The organism is Odoribacter sp. AF15-53 (genome assembly GCF_003479425.1).
In the GTDB taxonomy this organism is placed as follows: Bacteria; Bacteroidota; Bacteroidia; order Bacteroidales; family Marinifilaceae; genus Butyricimonas.
On record NZ_QUHC01000019.1, the window covers coordinates 35,321 to 42,555 of the forward strand.

The 7,235-nt window shown below is 54.3% G+C and carries 6 protein-coding genes; 1 reads left to right on the top strand and 5 read right to left on the bottom strand.

Going from position 1 to position 7,235, the window contains the following annotated elements:
• Window position 1: 1 nt before the first annotated feature.
• From DWW52_RS19875 to DWW52_RS19895, 5 genes are all read right to left on the bottom strand, one after another.
• The gene (locus DWW52_RS19875; RefSeq protein WP_005647599.1) at window positions 2-385 is read right to left on the bottom strand and encodes a type II toxin-antitoxin system RnlB family antitoxin; all 384 of its coding nucleotides are present in this window, start codon (window positions 383-385) and stop codon (window positions 2-4) included.
• A gap of 1 nt (window position 386) precedes the next feature.
• On the bottom strand, window positions 387-1,469 hold the full coding sequence (locus tag DWW52_RS19880) for a type II toxin-antitoxin system RnlA family toxin (RefSeq protein ID WP_009040055.1): 1,083 nt from the start codon (window positions 1,467-1,469) through the stop codon (window positions 387-389).
• A 109-nt stretch (window positions 1,470-1,578) separates the two neighbouring features.
• Window positions 1,579-2,055: a hypothetical protein gene (locus tag DWW52_RS19885; RefSeq protein WP_008627641.1), complete on the bottom strand. Its 477-nt coding sequence runs from the start codon at window positions 2,053-2,055 to the stop codon at window positions 1,579-1,581.
• Window positions 2,052-4,154 carry a type IA DNA topoisomerase gene (locus DWW52_RS19890; protein ID WP_118717630.1) on the bottom strand — a complete coding sequence of 701 codons (2,103 nt, stop codon included), beginning with the start codon at window positions 4,152-4,154 and terminating at the stop codon, window positions 2,052-2,054. Before DWW52_RS19890 ends, DWW52_RS19885 begins: the two co-directional genes overlap by 4 nt.
• Window positions 4,155-4,243: 89 nt before the next feature.
• Complete coding sequence (locus DWW52_RS19895) at window positions 4,244-5,764, bottom strand: DUF4099 domain-containing protein (RefSeq protein ID WP_118717632.1); 1,521 nt, start codon at window positions 5,762-5,764, stop codon at window positions 4,244-4,246.
• A gap of 277 nt (window positions 5,765-6,041) precedes the next feature.
• Between DWW52_RS19895 and DWW52_RS19900 the strand changes: the two genes are divergently transcribed.
• Window positions 6,042-7,172 (top strand): tyrosine-type recombinase/integrase, encoded by a 1,131-nt coding sequence (locus DWW52_RS19900; RefSeq protein ID WP_172884490.1) that lies wholly within the window; start codon window positions 6,042-6,044, stop codon window positions 7,170-7,172.
• The last annotated feature ends 63 nt before the right edge of the window (window positions 7,173-7,235 follow it).

Consider the following 7,235-nt stretch of genomic DNA (forward strand, 5'->3'; position numbering starts at 1 on the left):
ATTACAATGCCGTTGGCAATGACTGAGTGTCAATAATTCTCTTTTTATAAAAGATTTTTTGGAAAGAAGACAATACACTACTGTCAATCCATTTAGAATGTGAAGCAAAAAAAGTATCGGCAACCTTGATATATTCTTTGGGTGCCTCACATTTTCTTAATGAATTGGAAATTAACATCATCCCTTTAAGTTTAGACTTAAAGAATCTATTTTTTAATCCATTGCGGTACAGAAAATCAAAATAGACCTCTGCATCGGCAATGTTGAGATTTGCCAATTCAGTCTGAAGCTCTTTCCAGTAGTAGTTCGTCATTTCTGACGATAAAATAACCACTAACAAGCTCCGTCCTTGCAAGGGGATTATTTGAAATTCTTTATTTTCCATTTTACCAATTATTACATATATTATTAATAATAACAAGGCAGTCCTTAATAATGTTTACGGCTTCATCGTATTCAAGGGTTCTACTTGTTTCCACATTAAAACTGTCCACATGGAATGTCGAGTGCCTATGTTGATTGAAGAATGAATATCCTTGTTCCAAAGCCTGCTTCAAATGTAGATTGTTGTCATACGTTCCGATACCACTTTTAAAGCAATACGCCCCACTATTATTTTTCTGAAAATATGTCCCGTATTCGTCAAAATCAGGCGCATCTTCCAAAAGACGAGTGCGCAATACCGCATCTAACGCTTTCAAAATGCCAAAAGTATAACATCCATAATCATCCACCTTAACCGCAGAGTTAGCCAAATTGATTGAAGTATTGATAAAGTTTTCTATCACACTTCCATCAATATGCTCTCTGTTTCCAATATACTTGCTAAGGTCGTTGTCTAATGCATAGCCAGCACGTGCTTGGATAGCAAACACTTCTTCTATAGCTTCGGAAGGAATGGAAGATATAGCTTGCAACACTTCGGTTATAAATTCCACATAAAATGATGTGATACATCCTTGTACCATTAATGTTCCGTTATTATAAAAGATAACAGAAACCTTAGCATCGTATTTCCCTTTCAGATGATATTGGTTCCGGATGTTCGGACTCTTATCCGTGTTTACTTCGGAAACAACAACATTATTATATTCTTTTACCGCTGAAATCAATGTATCAAAATCATCGCTCCTTACACCTTTCAATTTGAAGCATTTTTGATCCATATCCGGTATCGCAGTCTGTTCCACAATATACTCCCAACAATCCTTGCAAATTCCATTCAAAGTTCCATTTTTGCCTTGTATATTATGAGAAACTTGTCCACCAGTAATAAAACAATTTAATGTGCTTTTTTCCTGATTTTTTATATTGATAATCTCTATCTGCTTTTGCTTTCCTTGGTTACATTCCTTTATGTGAAGCGTATAAGCAGGGCGGGCAGCAATAAATTCTTTTGCTACTTCATCTATTTTCTCAATAGCCAGAGAGTATTTTTTAGTCGCCATTACATTCAAATTGGTCTGCAAAGTTATACATTTTATTTATATTACAATGTAGATCAGTATATTATTAACTATATTATTAATTTACAAGAGAACTACATGGTTGTTTTTTAACAATTGTGCTTAAAAGCCTTTACGGGTACAAGACCTTGAAATCCCGTGGGCTGCCGCCGTCTGTCAAGCCGTCCTGCCGGAGCCGCCGGAGGGTCTCGGCTGCCGATCCGCTGCCGAAGTTGCGGACACAGTACAGGCGGGAGAAGCGGAAGCGGCGGAGGTGGACGAGCAGGTGCTCCACGGTGAAGACGCCCAACTCCCGGCACGCCCGGACGATGCGCTGCGACAAGCCGAAGGTGTCGAGCGGGGTATCGAGCAGGCGGCGGAGCCTGCCCGGTCTGCCGGGCTTGCCCCGCTGTTGCGCCACGTCTTCGTAGATGGTGGCGACCCGGTTGCGGCTGAACAGGGCGGCAAGGGATGCGCCGTCGATCATCAGGATGCCGTCGAAACGGGCGTAGGCGATGTGGTTGCCGTTCATCCAGAGGGTGATGCGCAGCTCGTCCGTGCCGCAGAGCCGGGCGGCTTCCGCCACGGTGATCCAACCGATGCCGTTCATCGCCTGCGCTCCTTTCCTTTGGGCTTGTCCGTGCGGGGCGGGAACCCGTACACGGTGCGGAAGTCCTTGTCGAAGGTGAGGTACGCATCGAAGGGCTTGCCGTCCCTGCTCCTGAAGCCTTTGATAAGGGATGTTTTGCCTTTGGTCACGAGGTCGGCAATCTGGCTGTCGGTGAGCTGCTTCTCCCCCTTGTTGCGGAAGACGGTAAGCCCACAATCGACGTTGCTGCACTTGGCGACCTTCGGGTAAAGGAGGATGCGACCGGAACGGCACTTGGGACACGGGATATGTCCGCCGTCCGCCACCGATACCTGCACTTGCAGGAGTTCTTCGGTAATCTGGGCGGCATAGACCTCGATGCCCTTGCGGAAGGTGTCGGGATTCATCTCCCCGCTCTCGATCTTGGCGAGGGCGGTCTCCCACTGCCCGGTCATCTCGACATCGGCGATGCGCTTGTCCTTCACTATCTGATACACGGCAAGCCCCTTGCCGGTCGGTACGAGGCTCTTCTTCTCCCGGCGCACGTAGTCCCGGGCAAAGAGGGTCTCGATGATGGAGGCACGGGTGGCGGGCGTGCCGATGCCGTTCCCTTTCAGGCTGTCCCGCAGCTCGTCGTCTCGCAACTCCCTGCCGCAATGCTCCATCGCCGAAAGGAGGCTGCTCTCGGTGTGCAGGGGACGGGGCTTGGTCTGTTTCTCCACGCACTCCGCCGATTGCAGGGGGAAAGCCTCGCCGGGCTGCAAGGGCGGCAAAGCGGCTGTACCCTCGTCGTCCTCGTCCCGCTCGTTCCGCACGGCACGCCATCCGGCAGACCTGACGACCGTTCCCTTGGCGGTGAACACGCTGTTTCCCGCCGTGAAGGAGACGGTGGTAACATCCTTGAGGCAACGGGCGGAGAAGGCTTCGAGCAGGCGGGCGGCTACCATGTCGTACACCGTGCGCTCGTCGGCGGACAGCTCGCCGGGCAGACACTCGGTGATGATGAGCGCATGGTGGTCGGTAACTTTCCCCGCATCCACGCTGCGGCGGTTGAGCGAAGCTCCTTTCAGGGCGGCGGCATGGGCGGCGAAAGCCGGGTACCGCTTCAGCAGTGCGATGCGGTCGGGTATCTCGTCGAACACATCGTCCGAGAGGTAGCGGGAGCCGGTACGGGGATAGCTCAACACCTTCTTCTCGTAAAGCGACTGGGCGACGGAGAGGGTCTTGTCCGCCGAGAAGCCGTACCTGCCGTTCGCCTCTTTCTGCAAGGCGGTCAGATCGTAGAGCAAGGGAGGCTCTTGGCTCACTTCCCTGCGCTGCACGTCGGCAACCTGCACCGTCCCCGTTGCGGTAACAGCGGCGAGGGCGGCGTTTGCCGCCGGAAGGGTTTCGTAACGCAATTCAGAGATGGCGGCGAAGGGCGTGCCGTCCTTTTCCGCCGTAACCTTCAGCCGGAAATAGGTCTGCGGGGTGAAATCCCTGTTCTCCAGATAACGGGAGCAGATCATCATCAAGGTGGGCGTCTGCACCCGTCCGAGGGAGTAGATGCCCTGCCCGGCGGCGATGGAAAGCGCTTGAGTCGCATTCAATCCAATCTCCCAGTCGGCGATGGCACGGGCTTCGGCGGCACGGTAGAGGTTGTCGTAGTCGCTGCCGGGCTTGAGGTTATCCAGCCCCTCCCGGATGGCACGGTCGGTCAGCGAGGAGATCCAGAGGCGCAGGCAGGGCTTGCGGCAGCCAAGGTAATTGTAGATGTACCGATGAATGGCTTCGCCCTCACGCCCGGCATCGGTCGCCACGACGATACGGTCGGAACGGTCGAAAACCTCCTTGATGACCTTCAACTGTTTGAGCACACCGGGATCGGGCTTGTACTCCTTGCCCTCCCGTATCTGGCGGGGGATGTACTTGAACTCCTGCGGCAGAATGGGCAGGTTCTCACGCCGGAAGCCCGTGTAGCCGTATGCTTCGGGCATGGCGAGCTGGACGAGATGGCCGAACGCCCAGGTAACGAGGTAGCCGTTACCTGAGAGGTAGCCATCGTGCCGCTCCCGGACATTCAACACGTTTGCTATATCCTTCGCTACGGAAGGCTTTTCAGCGATGACTGCTGTAATCATATTTCTTTAATTTTTAACGGTTTGACAAAAGTTATCCCGCCGCTCGGACGGGATAACCGGGTAATTCATTTACAGAATGGCGGGGGAAATCATCGGCGGACACCCCGGCTGCGCTTGGGCTTGTCGGGCTGCTCCTGCTTCTGTGCCTGTTTCCGGTCCTCTTTCTGCTCCTGCCTGCGCTCCTGCTGCTGTTTCTGCTCCCCGGTGGGGCGCTGCTGTGCGGATTGCAGGGCTTCTTTCAGGTTGCGGGTAGCCTCGACGGTCTTGCCCTCGGAATTGACCGCCACCTGCACCTCGTTCTCCACGGCGGGCTTGACACACCCCTCTTCGAGCGCCGCCTTGTAGTCCTTGGGGAACATGAAGGCGGGCTTCTCGCCGGGCTTCCATGTGATGTAGCCTTGGTAGGCTTTTCCTTTCTTGTCCACCAAGCCGGAGACCTTGACCGTTCCCCCGGCTTCGAGTTCGAGGCGGGACTTCTCGGTAAGCTCCTGCTTGCGGAAGGTCTTCGGCACCTCCTGATTGGCGGTCTGTTTCAGGTTCGCCTTGTACGCATCCATCGCCAGCCTGCCCCGGTCGCCGAAGAGAAATTCGAGCTGCATCTTGGCTGCGCTGAACTGCACGGGTGCCGGGTAGAGCTTGGGCTGCTCCCCCTCCTTGGCTCTGGAAAGGAACTGGCAGACCACCGCCTCGCCCTGTTTGAGCCGGGCTATCTCGTCCGGGGTGAAGGTATGCCCGTTCTTCTCCGCCGGGATATTGACCTTGGAGAGCGGGAAGGCGACCAGCTCGTTGGTCTTGAGGTTGCGGCTGACAAGGGCTTCGACCTGCTCGCCCGCCCGGTTGGTGACAGTCGCCGGATGCCCCATGTTGCCCGTCTGCCGGAGCACCTGCTTGTCGGAGTCGGTGATGTCGTAGCCGAAGAACTGCTTCTGCATCTTCTCCGGGTCGAGGATGCCGTGGCTGCACACGGTCAGCCTGCCGTCCGTGCCGGGCTTGAGCGAGAGCTGGCTGTCGTTGCTGTGCGAGATGCCGTCGAAGTGGAAATGCACCCGGACGGTCTTGTCGGTCTGGAAGCCCCGGAGCATCTGGTCGAGCATCCCGTTGCCCTCGATCTGCTCCCGCTGCACGCCGAGGGCGGCGAGGCTGTTCCAGTCGATGTCCTCCGGGCGGTACTTGTACTGCGGGTTCTGTTCGGTCTGCCCGGCGGACTGCTGCGGCGCACCCTCCGGCTGTTGCTGCTGCCCGGCTTGGGTCTGCTGCTGCGCCTGCACGGGCGGCTGCACCTCGTACTGCGCAACGAGCGGCTCGCCCGTCTTGACGGACTGGCTCTCCCGTTGCCGGAAATCGGCGGCTACCCGCTGCACCTCCTCTTCCGGCACACGGAAGAAGTGGAAGCGGGTCGGGTCTTTCAACTGGTTCCAGAGGTTGGAAAAGAAATTCGAAAACATATCGCCGTGGCGATCCACCCGCAGGAGGTCGTTGTTGTCCTCCAGCGGGTTCTTGGTCTGTAACTCGCCGTCCTTTACTCCGCTGACGGCTTGGAGCGTGCCTTTCTCGTCCATGACGAGCAGGATGTCCATCAACTGCTGGCTGCTGTCCGGTCGTTCGTCCATAATCTAATGTTTTTAAATGGTGAATACTATTGGTTCTCAAGTGAAACCGGGCGTAAATATAGAGGGAGAAACACGGGGAACGTGCAAGTCCGGGGCGGGCTGTCCGCACTTGTCGTCCGGTTCGCAGGTTTGTCGCAGCCCTTTCCTGTGAAAAATACAAAAAAATCATGCCCCACACGCATTTTTCTCCTCCGGAAAACGGCGATAATTCGTTGTTTTCTCTATATTTGTAAAATATGGGTAATGAGGGACACGGTCTGTCATTGCCACCCATGCGATGCGTATGAAAGTTTATCAGAGCAAACCGAGAATAACGCTTTCACCTGCCATCCGTGACGGGCAGAAATACGTGGAAGTGGAGTTCGACGAGGACGATGCCATCCGGCTGTCGCTGTCGAAAGAGAAGGGCGTGCGGTTCGAGGGGGACAGAGCCTACCTGCCGGAAGAAGGCTTCGACCTGTCCGGCTTTTTCGACCGCCATGTGGAAACGGCGTATATCAATTACTCCGCCCTGAAAAACACCTTGCCCAAGAAGAGCGGGAAAACCAGCCCCGCCATCCCGCCCGGCTATGCCGAGACGCTGCGGCAACTGCGGTACAGCGAGCATACCGTCCGTGCGTACACTGTCTATTTCAGGGAGTTCCAGCAATACTTTGCGGGAAGAAACCTTCGCTACATCCGACCGGAAGAAATCAACGCCTACATCGTACACCTGATTGACACACGGAGGATCTCGTCGTGCCAACAGAACTTGCGCATCAACTCGATCAAGTTTTATTTCGAGAAGGTGCTGGGACAGGAACGGAAATGTTACGAGGTAAAGCGAGCCAAACGGGAACGGACGCTGCCCGACGTGCTGAGCAAGGAGGAGATAAAATCCATCCTTGACGCAACCGGTCCGGACATCCGGCTGTTCTGCATGTTCTCGTTGCTCTACTCCGCCGGGTTGAGAATCAGCGAGCTGCTGGACTTGAAGCCCCACGACATCAACGTGAGCCGTTCGCTGATACGGGTACGGCAGGGCAAAGGGAGGAAAGACCGCTACACGCTGCTGTCGAAGCCCCTTGTCAGGAAGCTGACCGAGTACGCCAAGCTGTACAAGCCGCAGGAATGGCTGTTCGAGCGGTACAAGGGCGAGCCGTTCACGGAGAGCATCGTGTCGAAGAAGCTGAAAGAGGCGGCGAAGGAAGCCGGAATCACCAAGCGGGTGTACCCCCACCTGTTGCGACACTCGTTCGCCACGCATCTGATCGAGCAAGGCACGGACTTGAAAATCGTAAAAGAGCTGTTGGGGCACAACCAACTGAAAACGACGGAAATGTACGTGCATATAGCCGACACTTTCAAGAGCAGCATCCGCACTCCATTGGATGATATTCTTGAAGGTGATAATGAGATAGTTAAATAAGAAAATAACAGCGAAAACCGCTGATAATTACATGTTATCGACCTGAAAAGAACAAGAAATGAA

Excerpts from the sequence above, each read along its gene's own strand:
- DWW52_RS19900 (WP_172884490.1), top strand. The coding sequence starts at position 6,042 with ATGCGTATGAAAGTTTATCAGAGCAAACCGAGAATAACGCTTTCACCT.
- DWW52_RS19895 (WP_118717632.1), bottom strand. The coding sequence starts at position 5,764 with ATGGACGAACGACCGGACAGCAGCCAGCAGTTGATGGACATCCTGCTC.
- DWW52_RS19875 (WP_005647599.1), bottom strand. The coding sequence starts at position 385 with ATGGAAAATAAAGAATTTCAAATAATCCCCTTGCAAGGACGGAGCTTG.
- DWW52_RS19885 (WP_008627641.1), bottom strand. The coding sequence starts at position 2,055 with ATGAACGGCATCGGTTGGATCACCGTGGCGGAAGCCGCCCGGCTCTGC.
- DWW52_RS19890 (WP_118717630.1), bottom strand. The coding sequence starts at position 4,154 with ATGATTACAGCAGTCATCGCTGAAAAGCCTTCCGTAGCGAAGGATATA.